This is a genomic window from Streptomyces sp. 150FB (assembly GCF_000818195.1).
Lineage (GTDB): Bacteria > Actinomycetota > Actinomycetes > Streptomycetales > Streptomycetaceae > Streptomyces.
On sequence record NZ_JTHL01000001.1, the window covers coordinates 950,029 to 972,832 of the forward strand.

Consider the following 22,804-nt stretch of genomic DNA (forward strand, 5'->3'; position numbering starts at 1 on the left):
AAACCAACCGGCCGCAACCAAGACCCGGCCACAACCACCGCACCGCCCCAGACCACGGCCACCCGCCAGGAGACGCAGCGCTAAATCACGTTCAGCGCCGCCGCCGCCCCCACCCCGCCCAGCACCATGAACGCCGGCATCAGCACCTTGATCTCGACCCAGGCGCCCGCCCTGAACCGCATCCCCTTCGGGGGACCGATCGGGTACCAGCGCTTGCGGCCCAGCGGGATCGGCCACAGGATCGGGCAGCCCGAGACCGTCAGCGCATCGCCGATGTCGTGGATCAGCGCGCCCAGGATGATCGGCAGGCCCAGCCACAGGTACTGCTGGCCCGGCTGCTCGAACAGCCACCCCGCACCGTTGCCCGGCTTGTCGAGTATGTCCGCCAGGGTCCACGCACTGGTCGCGCCGAGGAGCCAGACCAGGATGTCGCTGGACATCCGCGCGGCCTTCCACAGCAGGCCCTCCACCGCCAGGACCATGTGGACGAAGAGGATGAAGAGCACCGCCCAGCGCCCGCCGAGGAGCGCGAGCCCGGAGGCTCCGGCGCCGACGAGGACCGCCCAGAGCCACGTGTGGGTCAGCGTGCGGTGCCCGCCGTTACGGCGGGGGTCACCCGGTTTCCGGGTCGATTTGTACGCCGCGTACGACAGCTTGTCGACGATCTCGCACATCAGCTTCGACACCGGGCCGAACGCCCGCGAGATCGTCGCCGCCTTGTGGTCGAGGTCGGGGGCGAGTGCGGCGCCCGCGCAGATCAGTGCGCCGACCGCCAGTACTGGCCACGGCATGCTGTGGCCGGTGGCGGCCGCCGCGGCTCCCACCCCCAGCCAGGCCGCTGCCCCTGACAGAGAGTGTGCCGGTCCCATCATGGTCGTACCCGCCCCATTGCAGTTGTGTTCAGGCTCAGTTGACAGGGCAGCGTATCGCTAGTGATCTTCGGCCCGTCGCCGGGTTCCCTCATCCGGACGGAAGGCAGGCAAGATGGGGGTGTGACCCTTATCGATCAGTTGCCGCCGGATGCCGATCCCGATGCCCTCTTCGAGGCCTTCTCCACCTGGGCCGAGGGCCAGGGCATCACGCTCTACCCGGCCCAGGAAGAGGCGCTGATCGAGGTGGTCTCCGGGGCCAACGTCATCGTTTCGACGCCCACGGGCTCCGGGAAGAGCCTGATCGCGGCCGGTGCGCACTTCACCGCGCTGGCGCAGGACAAGGTGACGTTCTACACCGCGCCGATCAAGGCGCTGGTGTCGGAGAAGTTCTTCGACCTGTGCAAGCTCTTCGGCACGGAGAACGTCGGCATGCTCACCGGCGACGCCTCCGTGAACGCCGACGCGCCCGTCATCGCCTGCACCGCCGAGGTGCTCGCCTCGATCGCGCTGCGCGACGGGAAGTACGCCGACATCGGCCAGGTCGTGATGGACGAGTTCCACTTCTACGCCGAGCCGGACCGTGGCTGGGCGTGGCAGATCCCCATTCTGGAGCTGCCGCAGGCTCAGTTCATCCTGATGTCGGCGACGCTCGGCGACATGACGCGCTTCGAGGAGGACCTGACCCGGCGTACGGGCCGGCCGACCTCGGTCGTACGGTCGGCGACGCGCCCGGTGCCGCTGTATTACGAGTACCGGCTGACGCCGATCACCGAGACGCTGACGGAGCTGCTGGAGACCAGGCAGTCGCCGGTCTACATCGTGCACTTCACGCAGGCGGCTGCGGTGGAGCGGGCGCAGTCGCTGATGAGCATCAACATGTGTACGCGCGAGGAGAAGGACCGGATCGCCGATCTGATCGGCGGCTTCCGCTTCACCACCAAGTTCGGCCGGAACCTGTCGCGTTACGTGCGCCACGGCATCGGGGTGCACCACGCCGGCATGCTGCCCAAGTACCGGCGACTGGTGGAAAAGCTGGCGCAGGCAGGGCTGTTGAAGGTCATCTGCGGTACGGACACGCTGGGCGTCGGGGTCAACGTCCCCATCCGTACGGTGCTGTTCACCGCGCTGACCAAGTACGACGGGACCCGCGTACGTACGCTGCGCGCGCGGGAGTTCCACCAGATCGCGGGCCGGGCGGGGCGCGCCGGGTTCGACACGGCGGGGCTGGTCGTCGCGCAGGCGCCGGAGCATGTCGTGGAGAACGAGAAGGCGCTCGCGAAGGCCGGTGACGATCCGAAGAAGCGCCGCAAGGTGGTCCGCAAGAAGGCGCCGGAGGGCTTTGTCGCCTGGTCGGAGACGGCGTTCGACAAGCTCATCGCGTCCGATCCCGAGCCGCTGATCTCCCGTTTCCGGGTCACCCACACCATGCTGCTGTCGGTGATCGCCCGGCCGGGCAACGCCTTCGAGGCGATGCGTCATCTGCTGGAGGACAACCACGAGCCGCGCAAGCAGCAGTTGCGGCACATCAGGCGCGCCATCGCGATCTACCGTTCGCTGCTCGACGGCGGTGTGGTCGAGCAGTTGGAGACGCCGGACGCGGAGGGCCGGATCGTGCGGCTCACCGTCGACCTCCAGCAGAACTTCGCGCTGAACCAGCCGCTGTCGACGTTCGCGCTGGCCTCGTTCGAGCTGCTGGACCCCGAATCCCCTTCGTACGCCCTGGACATGGTCTCGGTCGTGGAGTCCACGCTGGACGACCCGCGCCAGATCCTCGCGGCGCAGCAGAACAAGGCGCGCGGTGAGGCGGTCGGCGCGATGAAGGCGGAGGGGATCGAGTACGAGGAGCGGATGGAGCTGCTCCAGGACGTGACGTATCCGCGGCCGCTGGAGGAGCTGCTCGTGCACGCGTACAACACGTACCGCACGAGCCATCCGTGGGTCGGCGACCATCCTGTGTCGCCCAAGTCGGTGGTCCGCGACATGTACGAACGGGCCCTGACGTTCACGGAGTTCACGTCCCACTACGAGCTGGCCCGCACCGAGGGTATCGTGCTGCGCTATCTGGCCGGTGCGTACAAGGCGTTCGAACACACCATCCCCGACGACCTGAAGTCGGAGGATCTGGAGGATCTGACGGCCTGGCTCGGCGAGATGGTGCGCCAGGTCGACTCCAGCCTCCTCGACGAGTGGGAGCAGCTCGCCAACCCCGAGGTGGAGACGGCGGAACAGGCGCAGGAGAAGGCCGATCAGGTCCGGCCGGTCACGGGGAACGCGCGTGCCTTCCGGGTCCTCGTGCGCAACGCGATGTTCCGGCGGGTGGAGCTGGCGGCGCTCGACAAGGTCGGTGAACTCGGTGAGCTGGACGCCGAGTCGGGCTGGGACGCCGACCGGTGGGGCGAGGCGATGGACGCGTACTGGGACGAGTACGAGGACATGAGCACGGGTCCCGACGCCCGGGGTCCGAAGCTCCTCGCGATCGAGGAGGACGCCGAGCACGGGCTGTGGCGTGTGCGGCAGACCTTCGCCGACCCGAACGGCGATCATGACTGGGGCATCAGCGCGGAGGTCGATCTCGCGGCCTCCGACGAGGAGGGCCTGGCCGTGCTGCACGTCACCGCCGTCGGCCAGCTCTGAGGCCACGGGCTCCGAGACCGCCAGCCCTGACACCGCCAGCTCCCAGACCGGAGGAGAACGCACCGTGACGAACGCCGCCGAGCGTCTTGTCGACCTGCTCGACCTGGAGCGGATCGAGGTCGACATCTTCCGCGGTCGCAGCCCGCACGAGTCCCTGCAACGGGTCTTCGGCGGGCAGGTCGCGGGTCAGGCGCTGGTCGCCGCCGGGCGTACGACGGACGGCGAGCGGCCCGTCAACTCGCTGCACGCGTACTTCCTGCGGCCCGGCGTCCCCGGTGTGCCGATCGTCTATCAGGTCGAACGGATCAGGGACGGGCGGTCGTTCACCACGCGCCGGGTCACCGGGCTCCAGCAGGGCCGGACGATCTTCAGCCTGACGGCTTCGTTCCACCGCCCCGAGGAGGGCGGTATCGAGCACCAACTGCCGCCGCGCCTCGACTTTCCCGACCCCGAGTCGCTGCCGAAGGTCTCGGACGAGGTGCGGGAGCATCTCGGTGAACTGCCGCACGCGATGGAGCGGATGGCGAGGCGTCAGCCGTTCGACATCCGTTACGTCGAGCGGCTGCGCTGGACCCGTGAGGAGGTCAGGGGCGCCGACGCGCGCAGCGCGGTGTGGATGCGCGCGGTGGGCCCGCTGGGTGACGATCCGCTGGTGCACACCTGCGCGCTGACGTACGCGAGCGACATGACGCTGCTGGACGCCGTCCGGATCCCGGTCGAGCCGCTGTGGGGGCCGCGCGGCTTTGACATGGCATCCCTGGATCATGCGATGTGGTTCCACCGGCCGTTCCGCGCTGATGAGTGGTTCCTGTACGACCAGGAGTCCCCGATCGCCACCGGCGGCCGGGGGCTGGCGCGCGGCCGGATCTACGACCGGGAGGGCCGGCTGCTGGTCTCCGTGGTGCAGGAAGGGCTCTTCCGGCGGCAGGCGGAGCGGGACCCGGCGACCTGACGGGGGCCTCGGTCGCAGTCCCGCCTCGGTCACAGTCCCGGGATGGTGTCCTGCTCCGCCTCGCGGCGCCGGGTCCTGATGTCGGGCGCCGGCGGATGCAGCTTGGCGTCGCAGGCCGGACCGAGGCCGCTGCGGCGGGAGGCGGCGCCGGTGAGCGGGCGGCCGCACATGCCGCACTTGACGAGGCGGGGTTCCGCGTCCGGCGCGGGACCGCCCGGCCGGGCGCCGGGCAACTGGAGGCCGGGCAGCGGAACGTCGGACGACGGCGGGGCGGGCACAGGGGATTCGGGCACGTCCCACCTCTACCAGCCCGGCGGCCGGAACGCGCGCGGCGAGGTCCACAATGGGTGTTTAACGTCTGCACCGAGGAGATATCGATGAGCCTTTACGACATCCCGCTGCGCACCCTCACCGGTGAGCCCACGTCCCTCGCCGACTACCGGGGCAAAGCCGTCCTGGTGGTGAATGTCGCGTCGAAGTGCGGGCTCACTCCGCAGTACGCCGGTCTTGAGCGGCTCCAGAAGCAGTACGGCGACCGCGGCTTCACGGTCCTCGGCGTGCCCAGCAACCAGTTCGCCGGCCAGGAGCCCGGCAGCGCCGAGGAGATCCAGACCTTCTGCTCGGCCACGTACGGTGTCAGCTTCCCGCTGCTGGAGAAGACGGACGTCAACGGGGAGACCCGCCACCCCCTGTACGCGGAGCTGACCGCGGCCGCCGACGCCGAGGGTGAGGCCGGCGACGTGCAGTGGAACTTCGAGAAGTTCCTGCTCTCCCCGCAGGGCGAGGTCGTCGCCCGCATCCGTCCGCGTACGGAGCCGGAGGCCCCCGAGGTCGTGGCGGCGATCGAGGCGCAGCTCCCCGCCTGAGCCGAGCCGTACGACCTGAGTCCGCCCCCGGCGTGCGCGGGGGCGGACTCAGGTCGTACGAGGTCCGGGACGCGGTCCGGCGGAACGCGGTCCGGCCGGGTGCTCAGCGGATCGGCATGCCCGACAGCGTCCGGGCGATCACCAGGCGCTGGATCTCGCTCGTTCCCTCGAAGATCGTGTAGATGGCCGCGTCCCTGTGCATGCGCTCGACCGGGTATTCGCGGGTGTAGCCGTTGCCGCCGAGGATCTGTACGGCCTGCGCCGTGACCTCCTTCGCCGTCTCGCTCGCGTACAGCTTCGACATGGAGCCCTCGGCCGATGTGAAGGGCTTGCCCGTCGTCGCCATCCAGGAGGCGCGCCACACCAGCAGCCGGGACGCGTCGATGCGCGTACGCATGTCGGCGAGCTGGAAGGCGATGCCCTGGTTGTCGATGATCGGCCGGCCGAACTGGCTGCGCGTCTTGGCGTAGTCGAGCGCGACCTCGTAGGCGGCCCTGGCCGTGCCCACCGCCATCGCGCCGACGGCGGGGCGGGACGCCTCGAAGGTGGCCATGGCGGCGTTCTTCACCCGCTCGCCGCCGGGCGCCGCGGCGCGCTCGCGGGCCCTGGCGAGGCGCTCGTCGAGCTTGTCCTTGCCGCCGAGCAGGCAGTGGCCGGGTATCCGGACGTCCTCAAGGACGACCTCGGCGGTGTGGGAGGCGCGTATGCCGTGCTTCTTGAACTTCTGGCCCTGGGAGAGCCCCGGGGTCGCCGGCGGGACGATGAAGGACGCGTGGCCCTTCGTACCCAGCTCGGGGTCGACGACGGCGACGACGACATGGACGTTGGCGATTCCGCCGTTGGTCGCCCAGGTCTTGGTGCCGTTGAGCACCCACTCGTCCTTCGCCTCGTCGTACACGGCCCGGGTGCGCATGGCCGACACGTCGGAGCCCGCGTCGGGTTCGGACGAGCAGAAGGCGGCGAGCTTCACGTCGTCGGGGTCGCCGTACATCTGGGGCATCCAGGTGCCGATCTGCTCCTCGGTGCCGTTGGCGAGGACGCCGACGGCCGCGAGGCCCGTACCGACGATGGAGAGGCCGATGCCCGCGTCGCCCCAGAACAGCTCCTCCATCACCATCGGGATGCCGAGGCCCGTGGGGTCGAAGAACTGCTGGGCGTAGAAGTCGAGGGAGTAGACACCGATCTTGGCGGCCTCCTGGATGACCGGCCAGGGGGTCTCCTCACGCTCGTCCCACTCCGCGGCGGCCGGTCGTACGACGTCCGCGGCGAAGCCGTGCAGCCAGTCGCGGACCTGCTTCTGGTCGTCGTTGAGTTCGAGCGTGAACTCGGCCATGTTCCCTCCAGCGCTGTATCGCTTCGTCACCCCACCCGCATTCGTTACTTGCGGTAACCACAGTCTGTTACTCGCAAGTAGGCCATGTCAACCGATCTCGGTGACCTCCGCCTCCGCAAGCGGCAGGGTGTTACGTTGCGTAGGCGTGACCGAATCGCTGAGCGGGGCAGGGCGGGGGAGAACCGATGGAAACCACACAGCAGGCCGAGCAGCAGCGCTCGGCGAAGGAGAGACGGCGGCAGTTGCTGGAGGCCGCCGACCGGGTGGTGCTCAGGGACGGCCCCGGCGCCTCCATGAACGCGATCGCCGCCGAGGCCGGCATCACCAAGCCGATCCTCTACCGGCACTTCGGCGACAAGGGCGGCCTGTACCGCGCGCTCGCCAAGCGCCACACCGACGCCCTGCTCGACGCCCTGCGGGCCGCGCTCGACGCGCCCGCCGAGCGGCGCGAGCGGGTCGAGGCGACCCTCGACACCTACCTCGCGGCGATCGAGGCCCGGCCCCAGGTCTACCGGTTCCTGATGCACCCGGCAGAGGACACCTACCTGCCGGAGCAGGGCTTCGACGTGGGCCGCCACTCGGCGCCGCTGCTGCGCAGGCTCGGCGAGGAGCTGGCCAAGGTCATCTGGGAGCGCGTCGACCTCGGCCCCGGCGGCGAGCAGCTCGCGCGGGTCTGGGGCCATGGCATCGTCGGCATGATGCACGCGGCGGGCGACTGGTGGCTCGGCGAACGGCCGTGTTCCCGGGAGCAGTTGGTACACAGCCTGGCCGACCTGCTGTGGGGGCGGCTGGCCGGCCTGGAGAACCGCGCGGGCGGGCCCGGCTTCTAGGCCCTCTCGTACGAACGGCTCAACCGCCCCCGATCCCCCGGCCCCAGGGCGTACGCCGGGCCGTACGCAGCGTCCTGGCCCGCCGCCAGCCGGTGAGCCGGTCCGAGTAGACGATCCCTTCGAGGTGGTCGCACTCGTGTTGCAGGGCGCGCGCGAAGAACCCGGTGCCCTCGACCCGTACGGGCTCGCCGTCCACGTTGAGGCCCTCCACCACGGCGTGGTCGTGGCGCTCGGTGCCCGCCTCGATGCCCGGCAGCGACAGGCAGCCCTCGGGGCCGCGCAGCACGATGCCGTCGACCACCGGCGGCCGGGGGTTGACGACGTGTCCGAGGTGGCGGACCTCCTCGTCGTCGGGGCAGTCGTGGACGAACACACGGAGCGGCACGCCGATCTGGTTGGCCGCCAGCCCGACCCCCCGGTGCGCGTACATCGTCGCGAACAGGTCTTCGACCAGCCGCGCCAGCTCGGGGCCGAAGTCGCTGACGGGCTCGCAGGGCGCGTGCAGCACCGGGTCGCCGAGGGTCCTGATGGCTCGTACTCGCCCGGAACTGCCGGGGATCGGACGGTTTCGCATGCCGGTCAGGGTACGGTCCTCGGTGACCTCTGCCTTCTGCCGGTGCCACGGTTCGGGCCCCTGGCCGGATCTCGATAGGCTGACCCACGGACCGATGCGAGGAGGACCAAGGACGATGTCAGGCAACACGGAGCCGCTGTCGCCGCGGGCCAAGCTGGCCGTGACGGCGGGCAAGGCCGCGGCGGCGGTGTCGCGCGCTGCGGGGCGCGGCAGCGGATCGGTGATCGGCGGAAAGGTGGCGCTCAGGCTCGACCCCGATCTGCTGGGGCGCCTCGCGCAACACCTCGACGTCATCCTCGTATCGGCGACGAACGGCAAGACGACGACGACCCGGCTGATCGCGGAGGCGCTGGGCGCCGCGGGGCCCGTGGTGTCGAACGCGCTCGGCGCGAACATGCCGGCGGGTATCACCTCGGCGCTCGCGGGCGGCTCGGACGCCAAGTTCGGTGTGATCGAGGTCGACGAGAAGTACCTCGCCGGAGTGGCACGCGACACGACGCCCAAGGCGATCGCGCTGCTCAACCTCTCCCGCGACCAGCTCGACCGCGCCGCCGAGACCCGGATGCTCGCCGAGCACTGGCGCGAGGGCCTCGCGGGTACGAAGGCCGTCGTCATCGCGAACGCCGACGACCCGCTGATCGTCTGGGCCGCCTCCTCGTCCCCCAACGTGGTGTGGGTGGCGGCGGGACAGGAGTGGAAGGACGACGCCTGGTCGTGCCCCTCCTGCGGCGGTGTGATGCAGCGCCCTGGCGACGACTGGTTCTGCGGCGAGTGCGGCTTCCGCAGACCCGCTCCGAGCTGGGTGCTGCACGGGGACCACGTCCTCGACCCGCACGGCTCCGCCTGGCCGATCCACCTCCAGCTCCCGGGTCGCGCCAACAAGGCGAACGCGGCGACCTCGGCGGCCGTGGCGGCGACGTTCGGTGTGCCGCCGCAGGTGGCGCTGGAGCGGATGTATCGGGTGCAGGCCGTGGCAGGCCGGTACGACGTGGTGTCCTTCCTCGGCCGTGACCTGCGGCTGCTGCTCGCGAAGAACCCGGCGGGCTGGCTGGAGACGTTCTCCCTCATCGATCCGCCGCCCACCCCCGTCATCCTCGCCGTCAACGCCCGGGGCGCCGACGGCACCGACACCTCCTGGCTGTGGGACGTCGACTACACCCGGCTCGCCGGGCACCCGATCTTCGTGATCGGCGACCGCAAGCTGGACCTCGCCGTACGCCTCGAAGTCGCGGGCCTCGACTTCCGGGTCTGCGAGACCGCCGACGAGGCCGTCCAGATGGCGCCGCCGGGACGGATCGAGGCGATCGCCAACTACACCTCGTTCCAGGATCTGCGCCGCCGCGTCGGCAACTGAGATCCGCTGACCGAGACACCGCCATGGAACCCCTGAAGCCGGCCCTTGTGAAGGACGAGCGAGTATGAGCGACAACAGCCTGCGCCTGGTGTGGATCTACCCGGACCTGCTCAGCACGTACGGGGACCAGGGCAACGCCCTGGTGGTGGAGCGCCGTGCCCGGCAGCGCCGCCTCAACGTCACCCGGGTGGACGTCCGCAGCGACCAGCCGATTCCGACGTCCGGTGACATCTACCTCATCGGCGGCGGTGAGGACAGGCCGCAGCGTCTCGCCGCCGAGCGGCTGCGCCGTGACGGCGGGCTCAACAGGGCCGTGTCCAACGGCGCCATCGTCTTCTCGGTCTGCGCCGGCTACCAGATCCTCGGCCACGAGTTCGTCAACGACCTCGGCGAGCGCGAGGCCGGGCTCGGTCTGCTCGACGTGGTCTCCACCCGGGGCGAGGGCTCGCGCTGCGTGGGTGACGTACTCGGCGACATCGATCCCCGGCTCGGGCTGCCGCCGCTGACGGGCTTCGAGAACCATCAGGGCATCACTCATCTGGGTCCCTCGGCGAGGCCGTTCGCACAGGTCAGGCTCGGCCGCGGCAACGGCACGGGGGACGGCACGGAGGGCGCGTACAACGACACCGTCTTCGGTACGTACATGCACGGTCCGGTCATGGCGCGCAATCCGCACATCGCGGACCTGCTGCTCAAGCTCGCGCTGGACGTGAACGCGCTGCCGCCGACCGACGACCGCTGGTACGAGGCGCTGCGGAACGAGCGCATCCAGGCGGCGACCCAGCCCGCCTGAGCAGTGCCGGGGGGCGTGTCCAGCAGTCGGACGCGGGGTTCGGTACCCCCAGGGTGCGCCGGTAGGGTGGCGGCGATCAGGTCCGGACAACGCGGTCCGGCCGCCGGCCCACACTGCAAAGGTAATCCGGGCAATGCGAATTGGTGTGCTCACCTCAGGCGGCGACTGCCCCGGCCTGAACGCCGTGATCAGGTCTGTCGTACACCGCGCCGTCGTCGATCACGGTGACGAGGTGATCGGCTTCCACGACGGCTGGAAAGGCCTCCTGGAGTGCGACTTCCGCAGGCTCGACCTCGACGCGGTCGGCGGCATCCTGGCGCGCGGGGGCACCATCCTGGGCTCGTCCCGGGTGCAGCCGGCGCATCTGCGTGACGGTGTGGAGCGCGCCAGGGGCCATGTCGCCGACCTCGGTCTCGACGTGATCATCCCGATCGGCGGCGAGGGCACACTGAAGGCCGCCAACCTCCTCTCGGAGGCCGGGCTGCCGATCGTCGGGGTGCCGAAGACCATCGACAACGACATAGCGTCGACGGATGTGACCTTCGGGTTCGACACGGCCGTCGGGGTCGCCACCGACGCGCTCGACCGGCTGAAGACCACCGCCGAGTCGCATCAGCGCGTCCTGATCGTCGAGGTCATGGGCCGTCACACCGGCTGGATCGCGCTGCACTCCGGCATGGCGGCGGGCGCCCACGCCATCGTCGTACCCGAGCGCCCCTTCGACATAGGCGAGCTGGCGGCGCTGGTCGGCAAGCGCTTCTCGGCGGGCAAGCGCTTCGCGATCGTCGTGGTCGCCGAGGGCGCCAAGCCGCGCGAGGGGTCCATGGTGTTCGACGAGGGCGGCAAGGACGTGTACGGCCACGAGCGCTTCGCCGGGGTCGCGCGGCAGCTCGCCGTCGAGCTGGAGGAGCGGCTCGGCAAGGAGGCGAGGCCGGTGATACTCGGCCATGTCCAGCGCGGTGGCACCCCCACGGCGTACGACAGGGTCCTGGCGACCCGCTTCGGCTGGCACGCGGTGGAGGCGGCGCACCGGGGCGAGCTGGGCATGTTGACCGCGCTGCGCGGCACCGACATCGTCATGGTGCCGCTGGCGGAGGCCGTGGAGACGCTGAAGACCGTACCGGCCGAGCGGTACGCGGAGGCCGAGTGCGTGCTCTGAGCGGCCCGGGGCACTGAGCCGCTGGCTGAGCCGCTGTCGGCCGCCCCCGGTCGCCGGCCCGGTTCGGCGCGGTTCTACTCTGGTGCGGACAAGCGGTACGAATCAAACCGTAAGCAGCACGAACGCCCCCACAGGAGAACGCGGATGGATCACAGCGGGCACGGCATGACGATGGATCTGCCGCCGTTCACGCTGGGGCGGGGCCTTCAGTACTCGCCGGACTACTTCTTCCTGACCGGCTGTCTGCTGGCGCTGGCGGCCTACGGCTACGCCGTGCTGCGGCTGCGCAGGCGCGGGGACCGCTGGTCGCCGGGGCGGGTCGTCGCGTTCACCATCGGTGTGCTGACCATCGCCCTGACGATGTGCACGAAGCTGAACGACTACGGCATGGTCATGTTCAGCGTGCACATGGTCCAGCACATGGTGATGAGCATGGTCTCGCCGATCCTGCTGCTGCTCGGCGCCCCGGTGACGCTGGCGCTGCGCGCCCTGCCCGTGGCGAGCCGGCGCGGCCACAAGGGCCCGCGCGAGGTGCTGCTGGCGGTGCTGCACAGCGGTTTCGTACGGGTCATCTCGCACCCCGCCTTCACCATTCCGATCTTCATCGCGAGCCTGTACGGGCTGTACTTCACGCCGCTGTTCGACTTCCTGATGAGGTCGGACGCCGGGCATATCGCGATGATGGTGTACTTCCTCGCCGTCGGCCTGGTCTTCTTCTGGCCGATCATGGGCGTGGATCCGGGGCCGCACAGGCCCGGCTATGTGATGCGGATGCTGGAGCTGTTCGCCGGGATGCCGTTCCACGCGTTCTTCGGTATCGCCCTGATGATGGCGAGCGAGCCGATGGTCAACGCGTACCGCCACCCGATGGCCTCGCTGGGCATCGACGCCCTGAGCGACCAGACGGCGGCCGGCGGCATCGCGTGGTCGTTCAGCGAGATCCCGTCCGTGCTGGTGCTGATCGCGCTGGTTTTCCAGTGGTACAACTCCGAACAGCGCGAGTCGAGGCGCTCCGACCGGGCCGCGGACCGGGACGGCGACAAGGAGCTGGTGGCCTACAACGCCTACCTTGCCTCGCTCCAGACGCGCGGGCGGTAGCGCGAACCACCCTTCACGGGCGACTATGGCGTTCACGGCCTCGGCCGGGAGGAGACGCATATGTCCGGATCCACGAAGACGATGGGTGTGCTCACCGTCGGTACGCTGATCACGGTGACGGCTTACACAGCGGCGCTCGGCAGCAACGGCTGGCTCTGGTTCGGCTGGGTGGTACTGGGGCTCGTCACGATCGGCCTCGTCGCCGCGCGCGGCAACTGACCTGCCCGTACGGGGCCGGGGGCGGTTCCCCGGCCCCGTACGGCTGTCCGCTCCGGCGTGCGCCGGTGTGCGCCGGGGGGTGTACGTACGTCTAGACCGCGGCGCCGCGCAGGCCGAGTGCCTGCCTGCCCGCGTACCTGGCCTGGCCGCCCAACTCCTCCTCGATCCGGATGAGCTGGTTGTACTTGGCGTTGCGGTCGGAGCGGGAGAGTGAGCCCGTCTTGATCTGACCGCAGCCCGTGGCCACGGCGAGGTCGGCGATGGTGGTGTCCTCGGTCTCGCCCGACCGGTGCGACATGACAACGGTGTAGCCCGCGTGGTGGGCGGTGGAGACGGTCGCCAGGGTCTCGGTGAGCGTACCGATCTGATTGACCTTCACCAGGATCGAGTTGGCGATCCCGTCGCGGATGCCCTCGCGCAGCAGTTGCTCGTTCGTGCAGAACACGTCGTCCCCGGTGAGCTGGACGCGGTCGCCGAGCCGCGCCATCAGCAGCCGCCAGCCGTCGAGGTCGTCCTCGGCCATCGCGTCCTCGATCGAGGCGACGGGGTGCCGCTCGACCAGTCCCGCCAGGTAGCCGACGTGCTCCTCGGCGCTGCGGCGCACACCTTCGCCGGTGTAGTCGTAGACGCCGTCGCGGAAGAACTCGGAGGTGGCGGGGTCCATCACGAGGGTGATGTCCTCACCCGGCTTGTAGCCGGTGCGCTCGACGGCGCCGATGACGAACTCCAGCGCCTCGTCGGCGGTGCGCAGGCCGGGCGCGAAGCCGCCCTCGTCGCCGACGCCGGTGCTGTGTCCGGCGGCGAGCAGGTCGGCGCGCAGGGTGTGGAAGACCTCGGAGCCCATCCGTACGGCGTCGGCGAAGGTCGCAGCGCCGATCGGCGCGATCATGAACTCCTGGAAGTCCAGCGGATTGTCGGCGTGCGCGCCGCCGTTGATGATGTTCATCATCGGCACGGGAAGCAGCGTCGCCCCCGCGCCGCCGATGTACCGGTAGAGCGGCAGGCGGTGCGCGGCCGCCGCGGCTTTGGCGACGGCGAGCGAGACGCCGAGGATCGAGTTCGCGCCCAGCCGGGCCTTGGCCGGGGTGCCGTCGAGGTCGATCAGCGTGGTGTCGACGGCGCTCTGGTCCTCGGCGTCGAGGCCGAGTACGGCGTCGGCGATCTCGCCGTTGACGAAGCCGACGGCCCGCAGAACGCCCTTGCCGTGGTAGCGGTCCGGATCCCCGTCGCGCAGCTCCACGGCTTCACGCGCGCCCGTGGAGGCGCCGGAGGGCACCGCCGCGCGCCCGATCGAGCCGTCGGCGAGTTCGACGTCCACCTCGACCGTCGGGTTGCCACGGCTGTCGACGATCTCGCGGCCGGTTGTCCGGATGATCCGGGTCATGACTCTCCCCAGGTGAAGGCACTTTGTTTATTTGCGGAACTAACTCCACTCGGGACGGAACGTATCGCGCCCGGCCGGAGTGCCGCAAGACCGGTTCGACCGTCGAGGTCGGCACCGACGCGGTACGAACGGTGTCATGCGCAACCCTTGGGTTGCACTACCGTCGATGTAGTGCAACCATTGAGTTGCGAATGAAAGAGCCCAGCAACGGAGGCAGGAACCATGTCGGAAACCGCTGACCGCATCGAGCGGGAGATCAGCATCGCCGCACCGGTGGAGCGGGTGTGGGCCGTGATCACGGAACCGGAGCACGTGGGCCGGTGGTTCGGCCAAGGCGAGCCCACGCCCGTCGATCTGCGGCCGGGCGGCATCATGCACCTGGACCACGGGGAGTTCGGCCAGTTCCCCACGACCATCGTGACGGTCGACCCGCCGCGCCACTTCTCGTACCGGTGGGCGAGCGCCTATCCGGGGAAGGTCGCCGACGAGGGCAACTCGACCCTCGTCGAGTTCACGCTGACGCCGGAGGGTGAGGGCACCAGGCTGCGTGTGGTGGAGACGGGCTTCGCCGATATCGTCATCCCCGAGGAGACGAGGAAGAACGCCTCGAAGGAGAGTCACACGGAAGGCTGGACCGAGATGGTCGACAAGCTCAGGCAGTACGTGGAGCAGCTCGGCGCATGACGTCGGAGGCGGACGCGGGGAACGCGGGCAAGGCGAGCGGCCCGGGGGATCAGGACGCCGTGACGGAGGTACTGGCGGCGCTCGCCGACCCGACCCGGCGCCGGATTCTCGACGCCCTCGCCGCACACGGTGAGGCGACCGCCACGGTCCTCGCCGCCGAACTGCCCGTCAGCAGACAGGCGATCGTCAAGCACCTCGCCGTGCTGCACAGGGCCGGCCTGGTCGCGGGCCGCCGGGAGGGCCGCGAGGCGCGGTACGCGGTGAGTCCGGCGCGGCTCGGGGCGACGGCCCGGTGGCTGGACGGCAAGGCCGCGGAGTGGGACGTACGGCTCTCGGCCGTCAAACGCATCGCCGAGGGCATCACCGAGGCGGCCGACTCCCCCGACGCCACCTGATCCGGACGCGCCGACGGGCCCCTGCCCTCCGGGGGAGGGCGGGAGCCCGTCGGCGCGTGCGTGGCAGGTCGGGTCCGGAAGACGTCCGGGTCAGCTCTGCGTGTTGGATTCGTCGAGCCGTACCGGCGTCTTGCCGTTCACACTCGGCGTCGGGTTCGCGCTCGGGTTGCCGCCGCCGTTCGGTGAACCGGCGCCGCGCTGCAACGAGTTGAGGATGGCCATGCCCTGTCCGACGAGGCCGGCCGCCATCTCGTTGACACCCTCGGTGCCGTTGAGGACGGTCACATTCGCACCGGCCAGGCCCTTCGCAGCGGCTTCCGCCAGCGCGGGGAGGTTCTCCACGATGCGGTTGGCCGCGATCAGTTCCTGGTTGCCGTCCTTCAGGGACTCGGCACGGGCGCTGTTCGCGTCGGCCTGCGCCTGGGCCAGTGTCCGCTCGGCGTACGCGCCACCGTCGGCCTCGAACTTCGCCTGGTCACGGGCGGCTTCGGCCAGGGTGCGCTGCCGGTAGGCCTCGGCGTCCGCCGGACGCCTGACCTCTGCTTCGAGTCGCTGCGCGGCCAGTTGGGCCTGCCGCTCGGCCAACGAGGTCTGTTCCTCGATGACTTCCTGCGAGGCCCTGGCCTGGGCGAGCGGTCCGGCCTGCGCCGCGCGGGCGTTGGACTGCTCGGTCTCGGCGAGGAAGCCCGCGCGCTTGATCGCGGTGTCCCGCTCGTACTCGGCCTTCAGCGCCGCGGCCTGCTGTTCGCGCTCGGCCGCCTCCTGGTCCGCCTTCGCCTGGGCGATACGGGCCTGCGCGGCGACGGCCGCGGCGTGCGGCGCCGCCAGGTTGTTGATGTAGCCGGTGGCGTCGTTGATCTCCTGGATCTGGAGGGCGTCGACGACGATGCCCAGCTTCTCCATCTCGCTGTGGCTGCCCGCCTTCACCTCCTGGGCGACCCGGTCACGCTCGCGGATGATCTGTTCCACCGTCAGTCCGCCGATGATGGAGCGCAGGTGCCCGGCGAAGATCCGGCCGACCAGCTCCTCCATCCGGTCCTGCTCGGCGAGGAAGCGCCGGGCGGCGTTGGCGATCGACACGGCGTCGTCGCCGACCTTGAAGACCGTCACCGCGCGGACGTTCAGCCGGATGCCCTGCTGCGTGACGCAGTCCTCGATGATTTCCGCCTCCCGCAGCGCCAGCGACAGCATGCGGGCCTTCTGCTTGATCGGGAGGACAAAGCTTCCGTGCCCGGTGACGATCCGGAACTGGGTGTCCTGGGCCTGTCGTTTGGAGCCGGAGATGAGCATCGCCTCGTTGGGCGCGGGTACATGCCAGAACAGCATGAGGGAACTCCTGTCGTACTACATGGTCCACATGGTCTTCAGGGTCAGGGAAGAAGAAATTCTCAGGAAGGGAATGGCTCCACGATCACCGACCGAGCGGAAATGCTCTCGGTGACGATCACCCGGATGTGTCTGCCGATGGGCTGGTCCGACCAGGCCGCGTAGGCCTCGGATCCGCCCCGTACGGCTACCAGTACCTCGCCAGGACCGTCCGGTGGAATCGGCACCGTCACCCGGCCGATCGCTCCGACGGGACTCTGGTGGGAGTCATCTGCCGCGCACATACGTCGTTGCCCCACCCGTTTCCTTCAGGACCGTCCTCCGGACCGTCATGGGGTGACCACGCCTTCTGGAGGACCGCGCCTCCGACCTCGTCGATCGTCGAGGACGCCCCCGGCGAACCGGCCGACGGCTACATGCCCTCGATAGCTTCACAGTACTCCGAGAGGGGTCAGGAGAGCGTCACCCCGGGCAAGGTCGCGCCCTGTCCACCGGACGTATTTTGGCTGCTCCCGAGCGCCCGGCGACGCCCGCCGCCCGCGCGTCACCCGGCGCGTCCGCCCGGCGTCGGTGCGTAACTCCCCCCGCGCCCGGGGGGTGTCGAGCGGAGCGACGCCTTCCGGCCGCCCGGCGGACAGGGGGTCAGGTCGTCAGGGGGTCAGGTCGCCAGCCCCCTCGGAGGAACCAGGCCCTCAGAGCCGGCCCGCCTCGACGATCCGGTGCAGGAACTGACGCGTACGCTCCTCGGCCGGTTCGCCGAAGATCCGCCCGGGGGTGCCGCGCTCCAGCACCACACCGTCGTCCAGGAAGCACACCTGGTCGGCGACCTCTCTGGCGAACCCCATCTCGTGGGTGGCGAGCACCATCGTCATCCCCTCGCCCTTGAGGTCGCGTACGACCGAGAGCACTTCGCCGACGAGTTCCGGGTCGAGCGCCGCCGTGATCTCGTCGAGGAGCAGCAGTTTGGGGCGCACGGCGAGCGCGCGCACGATCGCGGCCCGCTGCTGCTGGCCGCCGCTGAGCCTGTCCGGGTACTCCCCCGCCTTGTCGCCGAGCCCGAGGCGCTCCAGCAGTTCCCTGGCCGCCTCCTCCGCCTCGGCGCGCGGGACGCGCAGGACGCGGCGCGGTGCCAGCGTGATGTTGTCGAGGACCGTCATGTGCGGAAAGAGGTTGTAGGCCTGGAAGACCACGCCGATCCGGCGGCGTACGGCGTCGTGGTCCGCCCTCGGGTCCGTGATCTCCTCGCCGTCGAGGAAGATCGCCCCGTCGTCGATCTCCTCCAGCAGATTCGCACACCGCAACAGGGTCGATTTGCCCGAACCGGAGGCTCCGATCAGCGCGGTCACGGTGTGCGGCGCCACGTCGATGGAGACGTCGCGCAGGACCACCTTGCCCCGGCCGAAGGTCTTGCGTACGGAGTCCAGGCGCAGCAGAGGGGTGTCGGCGGCGGTCATACGGTCCCTCCCTGGGCGCGCCGGCCGTCCATACGGGCCGTGAGCCAGTCGGTGAAGCGGGTCATGGGGATGGTGACGGCGACGAAGATGAGGCCGGCGATCACGTACGGCGTGTAGTTGAAGTCCTTCCCGGCGATGATCTGCGCGGCGGCGACGGCGTCGATGGCGCCGCCGATCGAGACGAGCCCGGTGTCCTTCTGGAGCGAGACGAGGTCGTTGAGCAGCGGCGGCACCACACGCCGGATCGCCTGCGGCAGCACCACGTAGCGCAGTGTCTTGGCCCTGGAGAGGCCCAGCGAGCGGGCGGCGGCGCGCTGCGAGGGGTGTACGGACTCGATGCCGGCGCGGAACACCTCGGCGACGTAGGCGGAGTAGGTCAGCACGAGGGCGAATCCGCCGAGCGCCACCGGGTTGGTGGTGACGCCCTGGAGCCGGAGCGCGGGGATGCCGAAGACCGAGATCAACAGGCAGATGATCAGGGGCAGTCCGCGGAAGAAGTCGGTGTAGGCGACGGCCAGCGCGCGCAGCGGGAAGAAGACCGGGCCGCGCAGGGTGCGGGCGATCGCGATCAGCAGTCCGAGGGCGAGGACGCAGACTCCGCAGATCACGAGCAGTTCGAGGTTGAGAAGCAGCCCCTTGAGCACGTCGGGCAGCGCGATGCGCGCGTACTTGGCGCTGAAGAAGGTCTCGCGGGTGCGCTGCCAGCCGGGTGAGCCCGTGATGACGAGGTAGAGGATCACGGCGGTCACGACGGTGGAGAGCGCGGCCACACCGGTGGCGCGGCGCGCGCGGGCGCGTTTGTGGCGCTCGCGCTCCAGGCGGCGCGGCGACGGCTCGTAGCCGTCGCCGCGGTCGCTCGCGTTGTCCGTACCGCCTCCGCCGTCCTTCTTGTTTTTGTCGTTCTTGTCGCGGAGGGCCTCTGTGGTCACTTGAGCACCGGAGCGTTCACAGCCTCGGAGAGCCACTTCTTCTCGATGGCCGCGAGGGTGCCGTCCTCGCGGAGGCCGTCGACGGCGCGCGTCACACAGGAGGTGAGCTTGCTGCCCTTGTCGAGGACGAGTCCGAACTGCTCTGCCGTGCCTGCTGAGTTCTTGAACTGGCCGACGACCTTCGCGTCGGGCACCTCGGACGAGGTGATGTAGAAGCCGGTGGGCAGGTCGACGACGATGGCGTCGACCTGGCCGTTGCGCAGCGCCGACTTGGCGAAGTCGTTCTTCTGGAAGACCGCGGGCTGCTGCTTCGGCTTGATGATGTCGTTGATGGTGTCGAGGCTGGTGGTGGAGACCTGCGCGCCGAGCTTGGCGCCCTTCAGGTCGGCGATCGACGTGGCGTTCGCGTACGGGGAGTTCTTCAGTGCGATCACGGCCTGGCGGACGTCGTAGTAACCGGAGGAGAAGTCGGCGGCCTGCTTGCGCTCGGCGCTGATGGAGATCTGGTTGATGTCGAAGTCGAATTTCTTTTCACCGGGAGCGAAGGAGCTGTTGAACGGGACGGTCTGCCAGACGACCTGGTCCTTGGCGTAGCCGAGGGACGTGGCGACGGCGTACGCGACGGCCGACTCGAATCCCTTGCCGCTGGCCGGGTCGTCATCGACGAACCAGGGCGCGTAGGCGGGTTTGTCGGTGCCGACCGTCAACTGCCCTTTGACCGTGGTGGCCAGCTTCCCCTTGGCGCAGGCGGCAGCCGACGCGGGGCCTGCCGCCTTGTCCGTGGGCTCGGGCGTCGCCTGTGGCGCGCAGCCCGCCACCGCGACGGCGGCTGCGGCGAAAAGGACAGGGACGTATCTTCGGGGGCTGATGTGCATGGCGGGAGAATTACATTGTCCGGGGTCGTCTGTCGAGATGAGCGGATTGCGATCCGGTGAAATCCGGATCCCCCGATTCCGACCCCGCCCGTCCGCCCGGGATCAGAACACCTCCCGTACCCGTGGGAAGTGACAGGCCGCCACCTGGTCGGTTCCGTACGGCAGGAGCGCGGGCAGTTCGCTCTCGCAACGCGCCTTGTCCCCGGCGTCGAGACCGGCGAAGACGGGGCACCGGCCCCGGAAGCGGCAGCCCTCCTCGCGGCGGGTCGGGCTCGGCGGGTCCCCGGCCAGCAGGATCCGTTCCCTGCGCCGCTCGCGTACGGGGTCGGGCAGCGGCACGGCCGACAGCAGCGCCTGGGTGTAGGGGTGCCGGGGGGTGGCGAAGACCTCGTCGACCGCGCCGGCCTCGACGGTGCGCCCGAGGTACATCACGCTGACGCGGTCGGCGATGTGCTGGACGACGGACAGGTCGTGCGAGACGAAGAGGTAGGCGAGGCCGAGTTCCGCCTTGAGCTGCTGGAGCAGATTCAGCACCCCGGCCTGGATGGACACGTCGAGCGCCGACACCGGCTCGTCGAGGACGAGCAGGTCCGGCTCGACGGACAGGGCGCGTGCGATGCCGATCCGCTGGCGCTGGCCGCCCGAGAACTCGTGCGGGAAGCGGGCGGCGTGGGAGGGTTCGAGGCCGACCAGGCGGAGCAGTTCGGGGATACGGCGGCCGATGCGGGCGCGGTCGGCGCCCTGCGCGCGCAGCGGCTCGGCGATGATGTCGCCGACCGGCATCCGGGGGTCCAGGCTGGCCATCGGGTCCTGGAAGACGAGCTGCAACCGGGCCCTGAGCGCATGCACTTGACGGCTCGTCAGGTCAGCCGTTGAACTTCCGAGGACTTCGACGACGCCGCGTTCGGGCGGGCGCAGGCCGAGGATCTCGTACAGCGTGGTGGACTTCCCGGAGCCCGACTCCCCCACCAGGCCGAGGGTTTCGCCCTGCCGGATGTCGAGGTCCACACCGTCGACGGCGTGGACGCTGCCGATCCGGCGCTTGAACACACTGCCCTTGTAGAGCGGGAACGTCTTGGCGAGGTCGCGCACCCGCAGCACCGGGACGGTGTCGGTGTGTTCGGTGGTGCGCGCCGGGATCTCGGGGACGGGGAAGACGTCCGTGGGTCCTAGGGCGCGCTCGGCTATCTCGTCCGCCCGGACACAGGCGGCGAGATGGGCCGTTCCCTCCGATCCGGTCAGCGCGGGTTCGGTGTCGAGGCAGGCGTCCACGGCGAGCGGGCAGCGCGGCGCGAAGGGGCAGCCGGGCGGCAGCGCTCCGACGGCGGGCGGCGCGCCCGGTACGGGGACCAGCGCCACCGGCGCCTGCCCGGCGCTGTCCAGTCTCGGTACGGCGCCGATCAGCCCGAGGGTGTACGGCATACGCGGCCGGGCGAACAACTCCTCGACGGGCGCGGTCTCGACGACGCGGCCCGCGTACATCACGGCGACCCGGTCGGCGCTGCCCGCGATCACCCCGAGGTCGTGGCTGACGAGCACCATGGCGGCGCCGGTCTCACGCCGTACGGTGCGCAGGACGTCCAGGACCTGCGCCTGGATGGTGACATCGAGGGCGGTGGTGGGTTCGTCGGCGAGGATGACGTCGGGGTCGTTGGCGACGGCCATCGCGATCATGGCGCGCTGGCGCATCCCGCCGGAGAACTCGTGCGGGAACGCCGCGGCCCTGATGTGCGGTTCGGGGATGCCGACGAGGTCGAGGAGTTCGACGGCCCGCAGCGCCGCCTTCTCCTTGGAGATGTCCTGGTGGGCGCGGACCGCCTCGGCTATCTGCTCGCCGATCCGGTAGACGGGGGTGAAGGCGGACAGCGGGTCCTGGAAGACCATCGCGATCCGGGCCCCGCGCACGGAGTTGAGGGTCGCCTCGGGGGCGCCGATCAGCTCCGTACCGTCGAGCCTGACCGAGCCGCTCACGGTCGCCGTGTGCGGCAGCAGGCCGAGCACGGCGAGCGCGGTGACGGACTTGCCCGACCCCGACTCGCCGACGATGCCGAGGACTTCGCCCCGCTCCAGCTCGAAGCCCACACCGCGTACGGCGGGGCTGCCGGCGAAGTCGACCGCGAGGTCGCGTACTTCGAGAACGGCCGTCATGAGCGGGCCTTTCCTGAGGTCGGGTCGAACGCGTCACGCAGCGCGTCCCCGATGAGATTGACAGCGAGCACGAACACCACGAGCAGCCCGGCGGCGAAGAAGAACATCCACGGGTAGGTCACGGCCGCACTCGTGCCGTCGGCGATGAGGGTGCCGAGGGAGACGTCGGGCGACTGGACTCCGAAGCCGAAGTAGGACAGGGCGGTCTCGCTCATCACGGCGCCGCCGACCGCGATGGTCGCGTCGATGATCAGGAAGGAGGCGACGTTCGGCAGGATGTGCCGGAGGATGATCCGGACCGGCCGCACCCCCATGTACCGGGCGGCGCGCACGAATTCACGCTCGCGCAGCGAGAGGGTCATGGAGCGGATCACCCGCGAGGTGATCATCCAGGCGAAGAGCGCGAGCAGGCCGACAAAGCCGAGCCATCCCTCGCCCTTCAGCCGTGGCGCGAGGATGGCGATGATCAGGAAGCTGGGGAAGACCAGCAGCAGGTCGACGAGGAACATCAGTCCCCGGTCGGCCCAGCCGCCGAAGTAGCCGGCGCACGCGCCGACGACGGCGGCGACCGCGGTGGCGCCCAGCCCGACCAGCAGCCCGATCAGCAGCGACTTCTGGAGGCCGCGCACGGTCTGCGCGAAGACGTCCTGGCCGATGCGGTTGGTGCCGAACCAGTGGTCGGCCGAGGGGGCGGAGCGCAGTTCGGTGTAGTCGATGTCGGAGTAGTTCCAGTGGGTGAAGTACGGGCCGGCGAAGGCGAGTACGAAGAGCAGGACCACCACCGTCACCCCGGCGAGGGCGGTCTTCCTGGCGAGGAAGCGGCGGAGCACCACCCCGGCGCGTCCGGGCAGGGCACTGGCGTTCTCCGGCTGGTCGACGGTGGCATCTGCCGCCGCCGCGACGGTCTGGACGGTCATGGCGTCTG

Annotated in this window: 22 protein-coding genes; 11 read left to right on the top strand and 11 right to left on the bottom strand. The window is 70.1% G+C overall.

The features are described from left to right. Nucleotides 1-80: 80 nt before the first annotated feature. Nucleotides 81-872 (bottom strand): metal-dependent hydrolase, encoded by a 792-nt coding sequence (locus QR77_RS03575; RefSeq protein WP_040019613.1) that lies wholly within the window; start codon nt 870-872, stop codon nt 81-83. Nucleotides 873-932: 60 nt separating this feature from the next. Here QR77_RS03575 and QR77_RS03580 point away from each other — a divergent pair, with 60 nt between their 5' ends. Both QR77_RS03580 and QR77_RS03585 read left to right on the top strand, forming a co-directional pair. Next, on the top strand, nt 933-3,506 hold the full coding sequence (locus QR77_RS03580; RefSeq protein ID WP_078876470.1) for a DEAD/DEAH box helicase: 2,574 nt from the start codon (nt 933-935) through the stop codon (nt 3,504-3,506). Nucleotides 3,507-3,570: 64 nt separating this feature from the next. After that, nucleotides 3,571-4,458, top strand: coding sequence for an acyl-CoA thioesterase II (locus QR77_RS03585; protein WP_040019615.1), 888 nt, complete (start codon nt 3,571-3,573; stop codon nt 4,456-4,458). 29 nt (nt 4,459-4,487) lie between these two features. Here the strand turns inward: QR77_RS03585 and QR77_RS03590 are convergent, their stop codons facing one another. Further along, the gene (locus QR77_RS03590; protein ID WP_052489526.1) at nt 4,488-4,706 is read right to left on the bottom strand and encodes a DUF6011 domain-containing protein; all 219 of its coding nucleotides are present in this window, start codon (nt 4,704-4,706) and stop codon (nt 4,488-4,490) included. A 129-nt stretch (nt 4,707-4,835) separates the two neighbouring features. Between QR77_RS03590 and QR77_RS03595 the strand changes: the two genes are divergently transcribed. Then, complete coding sequence (locus QR77_RS03595) at nt 4,836-5,324, top strand: glutathione peroxidase (RefSeq protein WP_040019617.1); 489 nt, start codon at nt 4,836-4,838, stop codon at nt 5,322-5,324. A gap of 103 nt (nt 5,325-5,427) precedes the next feature. Here QR77_RS03595 and QR77_RS03600 read toward each other — a convergent pair whose 3' ends face one another. Further along, nucleotides 5,428-6,657, bottom strand: coding sequence for an acyl-CoA dehydrogenase family protein (locus QR77_RS03600; protein WP_040019618.1), 1,230 nt, complete (start codon nt 6,655-6,657; stop codon nt 5,428-5,430). A 185-nt stretch (nt 6,658-6,842) separates the two neighbouring features. On the opposite strand from QR77_RS03600, the gene QR77_RS03605 reads away from it, so the two are divergent. Then, nucleotides 6,843-7,487 carry a TetR family transcriptional regulator gene (locus QR77_RS03605; RefSeq protein ID WP_040019619.1) on the top strand — a complete coding sequence of 215 codons (645 nt, stop codon included), beginning with the start codon at nt 6,843-6,845 and terminating at the stop codon, nt 7,485-7,487. Between the two features lie 19 nt (nt 7,488-7,506). Here the strand turns inward: QR77_RS03605 and def are convergent, their stop codons facing one another. Next, the gene (gene def, locus QR77_RS03610) at nt 7,507-8,061 is read right to left on the bottom strand and encodes a peptide deformylase (protein ID WP_040019620.1); all 555 of its coding nucleotides are present in this window, start codon (nt 8,059-8,061) and stop codon (nt 7,507-7,509) included. 115 nt (nt 8,062-8,176) lie between these two features. Between def and QR77_RS03615 the strand changes: the two genes are divergently transcribed. The 5 genes from QR77_RS03615 (at nt 8,177) to QR77_RS47340 (ending at nt 12,684) form a co-directional block, all read left to right on the top strand. Further along, on the top strand, nt 8,177-9,415 hold the full coding sequence (locus QR77_RS03615; RefSeq protein WP_040019621.1) for a MurT ligase domain-containing protein: 1,239 nt from the start codon (nt 8,177-8,179) through the stop codon (nt 9,413-9,415). A 64-nt stretch (nt 9,416-9,479) separates the two neighbouring features. Continuing rightward, a complete protein-coding gene (locus QR77_RS03620; protein WP_040019623.1) occupies nt 9,480-10,208 on the top strand; it encodes a glutamine amidotransferase in 729 nt (242 codons plus the stop codon). 133 nt (nt 10,209-10,341) lie between these two features. Further along, nucleotides 10,342-11,367: a 6-phosphofructokinase gene (locus QR77_RS03625; RefSeq protein ID WP_040019624.1), complete on the top strand. Its 1,026-nt coding sequence runs from the start codon at nt 10,342-10,344 to the stop codon at nt 11,365-11,367. Nucleotides 11,368-11,511: 144 nt separating this feature from the next. Next, nucleotides 11,512-12,465 carry a cytochrome c oxidase assembly protein gene (locus QR77_RS03630; RefSeq protein WP_040019626.1) on the top strand — a complete coding sequence of 318 codons (954 nt, stop codon included), beginning with the start codon at nt 11,512-11,514 and terminating at the stop codon, nt 12,463-12,465. A 60-nt stretch (nt 12,466-12,525) separates the two neighbouring features. Continuing rightward, a complete protein-coding gene (locus QR77_RS47340) occupies nt 12,526-12,684 on the top strand; it encodes a hypothetical protein (RefSeq protein ID WP_040019630.1) in 159 nt (52 codons plus the stop codon). 91 nt (nt 12,685-12,775) lie between these two features. Here QR77_RS47340 and eno read toward each other — a convergent pair whose 3' ends face one another. Beyond that, complete coding sequence (gene eno / locus QR77_RS03640) at nt 12,776-14,068, bottom strand: phosphopyruvate hydratase (protein WP_040019631.1); 1,293 nt, start codon at nt 14,066-14,068, stop codon at nt 12,776-12,778. A gap of 222 nt (nt 14,069-14,290) precedes the next feature. Here eno and QR77_RS03645 point away from each other — a divergent pair, with 222 nt between their 5' ends. Then, complete coding sequence (locus QR77_RS03645) at nt 14,291-14,752, top strand: SRPBCC family protein (RefSeq protein ID WP_040019632.1); 462 nt, start codon at nt 14,291-14,293, stop codon at nt 14,750-14,752. A gap of 59 nt (nt 14,753-14,811) precedes the next feature. Beyond that, on the top strand, nt 14,812-15,147 hold the full coding sequence (locus tag QR77_RS03650) for a metalloregulator ArsR/SmtB family transcription factor (protein WP_040027243.1): 336 nt from the start codon (nt 14,812-14,814) through the stop codon (nt 15,145-15,147). Nucleotides 15,148-15,237: 90 nt separating this feature from the next. On the opposite strand, the gene QR77_RS03655 is transcribed toward QR77_RS03650, so the two are convergent. From QR77_RS03655 to QR77_RS03685, 6 genes are all read right to left on the bottom strand, one after another. After that, nucleotides 15,238-16,473: a flotillin family protein gene (locus tag QR77_RS03655; RefSeq protein ID WP_040019633.1), complete on the bottom strand. Its 1,236-nt coding sequence runs from the start codon at nt 16,471-16,473 to the stop codon at nt 15,238-15,240. 692 nt (nt 16,474-17,165) lie between these two features. After that, nucleotides 17,166-17,927: an amino acid ABC transporter ATP-binding protein gene (locus QR77_RS03665; protein WP_040019636.1), complete on the bottom strand. Its 762-nt coding sequence runs from the start codon at nt 17,925-17,927 to the stop codon at nt 17,166-17,168. Next, the gene (locus QR77_RS03670) at nt 17,924-18,745 is read right to left on the bottom strand and encodes an amino acid ABC transporter permease (RefSeq protein ID WP_236711049.1); all 822 of its coding nucleotides are present in this window, start codon (nt 18,743-18,745) and stop codon (nt 17,924-17,926) included. The genes QR77_RS03665 and QR77_RS03670 overlap by 4 nt, the downstream gene beginning before the upstream one ends. 107 nt (nt 18,746-18,852) lie before the next feature. Further along, nucleotides 18,853-19,731, bottom strand: coding sequence for an ABC transporter substrate-binding protein (locus QR77_RS03675; RefSeq protein WP_040019637.1), 879 nt, complete (start codon nt 19,729-19,731; stop codon nt 18,853-18,855). 102 nt (nt 19,732-19,833) lie between these two features. Further along, nucleotides 19,834-21,879, bottom strand: coding sequence for an ABC transporter ATP-binding protein (locus QR77_RS03680; protein ID WP_040019638.1), 2,046 nt, complete (start codon nt 21,877-21,879; stop codon nt 19,834-19,836). Continuing rightward, entirely contained in the window at nt 21,876-22,796 is a 921-nt protein-coding gene (locus tag QR77_RS03685; protein WP_040019639.1) for an ABC transporter permease, read from the bottom strand. Before QR77_RS03685 ends, QR77_RS03680 begins: the two co-directional genes overlap by 4 nt. Nucleotides 22,797-22,804 lie beyond the last annotated feature (8 nt).

Coding starts and splice junctions, on each gene's coding strand:
- QR77_RS03575 (WP_040019613.1), bottom strand. CDS start 872: ATGATGGGACCGGCACACTCTCTGTCAGGGGCAGCGGCCTGGCTGGGG.
- QR77_RS03595 (WP_040019617.1), top strand. CDS start 4,836: ATGAGCCTTTACGACATCCCGCTGCGCACCCTCACCGGTGAGCCCACG.
- QR77_RS03600 (WP_040019618.1), bottom strand. CDS start 6,657: ATGGCCGAGTTCACGCTCGAACTCAACGACGACCAGAAGCAGGTCCGC.
- QR77_RS03605 (WP_040019619.1), top strand. CDS start 6,843: ATGGAAACCACACAGCAGGCCGAGCAGCAGCGCTCGGCGAAGGAGAGA.
- def (WP_040019620.1), bottom strand. CDS start 8,061: ATGCGAAACCGTCCGATCCCCGGCAGTTCCGGGCGAGTACGAGCCATC.
- QR77_RS03615 (WP_040019621.1), top strand. CDS start 8,177: ATGTCAGGCAACACGGAGCCGCTGTCGCCGCGGGCCAAGCTGGCCGTG.
- QR77_RS03620 (WP_040019623.1), top strand. CDS start 9,480: ATGAGCGACAACAGCCTGCGCCTGGTGTGGATCTACCCGGACCTGCTC.
- QR77_RS03625 (WP_040019624.1), top strand. CDS start 10,342: ATGCGAATTGGTGTGCTCACCTCAGGCGGCGACTGCCCCGGCCTGAAC.
- QR77_RS03630 (WP_040019626.1), top strand. CDS start 11,512: ATGGATCACAGCGGGCACGGCATGACGATGGATCTGCCGCCGTTCACG.
- QR77_RS47340 (WP_040019630.1), top strand. CDS start 12,526: ATGTCCGGATCCACGAAGACGATGGGTGTGCTCACCGTCGGTACGCTG.
- eno (WP_040019631.1), bottom strand. CDS start 14,068: ATGACCCGGATCATCCGGACAACCGGCCGCGAGATCGTCGACAGCCGT.
- QR77_RS03645 (WP_040019632.1), top strand. CDS start 14,291: ATGTCGGAAACCGCTGACCGCATCGAGCGGGAGATCAGCATCGCCGCA.
- QR77_RS03655 (WP_040019633.1), bottom strand. CDS start 16,473: ATGCTGTTCTGGCATGTACCCGCGCCCAACGAGGCGATGCTCATCTCC.
- QR77_RS03665 (WP_040019636.1), bottom strand. CDS start 17,927: ATGACCGCCGCCGACACCCCTCTGCTGCGCCTGGACTCCGTACGCAAG.
- QR77_RS03675 (WP_040019637.1), bottom strand. CDS start 19,731: ATGCACATCAGCCCCCGAAGATACGTCCCTGTCCTTTTCGCCGCAGCC.
- QR77_RS03680 (WP_040019638.1), bottom strand. CDS start 21,879: ATGACGGCCGTTCTCGAAGTACGCGACCTCGCGGTCGACTTCGCCGGC.
- QR77_RS03685 (WP_040019639.1), bottom strand. CDS start 22,796: ATGACCGTCCAGACCGTCGCGGCGGCGGCAGATGCCACCGTCGACCAG.